Origin of the sequence: Bradyrhizobium guangdongense, assembly GCF_006483445.1 — a bacterium.
GTDB lineage: Bacteria > Pseudomonadota > Alphaproteobacteria > Rhizobiales > Xanthobacteraceae > Bradyrhizobium > Bradyrhizobium guangdongense_A.
Map to the genome: position 1 here is coordinate 1 of NZ_PPPT01000249.1, position 1113 is coordinate 1113.

Consider the following 1113-nt stretch of genomic DNA (forward strand, 5'->3'; position numbering starts at 1 on the left):
GACCGACCTGCAGACCGCGCTGACAACCACGCACCCCGATCTCGAGACTCGCATCGTGGCGATGACCGATCGCGGTCAGGCTTATGATTATCCCCCGGCGGTCGCTCTTGAGATCAAGGATGGCAACGTCGAAGATTATTCGCGCGCCGCCGATTTCCTCAATGCCGGCCATTACGACACTGTATGCCTGCAGCACGAATTCGGGATCTTCGGCGGTGAAGCCGGTGCCCATATACTGGCGCTGCTGTCGCGCCTGACCATGCCGGTGGTAACGACGTTTCACACCGTGCTCGCCGATCCGACGGCGAAGCAGCGTACGGTCATGGCGCGCATCGTCGAGGCCTCGTCAAAAGTCGTGGTGATGGCCAACAAGGGCCGCGAGCTGTTGCGCGAGGTCTATCGCGTGCCGGACGACAAGATCGAAGTCATCGCCCACGGCATTCCCGATGCCGCCTTCGTCGAGTCCGATGCGGCGAAAGCCAGGCTCGGATTTGAGCGGAGGTCGGTGATCCTGACCTTCGGCCTGTTGTCGCCGAACAAGGGCATCGAAGTCATGATCGACGCCATGCCGTCGATCCTGAAACGCTGCGCGGACGCGGTGTACGTCGTGCTCGGCGCAACGCATCCCAATCTGGTGCGAAACCAGGGCGAGGCCTATCGCGAGGGCCTGATGGCGCGGGTGCGCGAACTCGGGATCGACGACCACGTGGTGTTCCTCGACCGGTTCGTCGACAAGGCCACGCTGCTCGAGTTCATCTCGATGTGCGACGTCTATGTCACGCCCTATCTCAACGAGGCCCAGATGACGTCGGGAACCCTGGCCTACAGCTTTGGGCTGGGCAAGCCGGTCGTCTCGACGCCCTACTGGCACGCGCGTGAGCTGCTTGCCGACGGATGCGGTGTGCTGGTGCCGTTTGGCGATGCGGTGGCGATCGGCATCGAAATCGCAAAGCTGCTCACCGACGATGTGCGCCGGCAGGCAATGTCGCAGCGCGCCTACGCAGCCAGCCGAATGATGACCTGGGAACGCACGGCCGAGCGCTACATGTCCGTCTTCGAGCACGCGCGGCAAGGTTACCGGCCCAAGGTGCTGACGCGCGCCGAGGTCAGCGC

Annotated in this window: 1 protein-coding gene; it reads left to right on the forward strand. The window is 63.4% G+C overall.

What is annotated here, in order from left to right; genetic code table 11:
* Positions 1 to 1113 (forward strand): glycosyltransferase family 4 protein (locus C2U70_RS30325; protein ID WP_140982307.1); only part of this gene is annotated, 1113 nt, incomplete at both ends.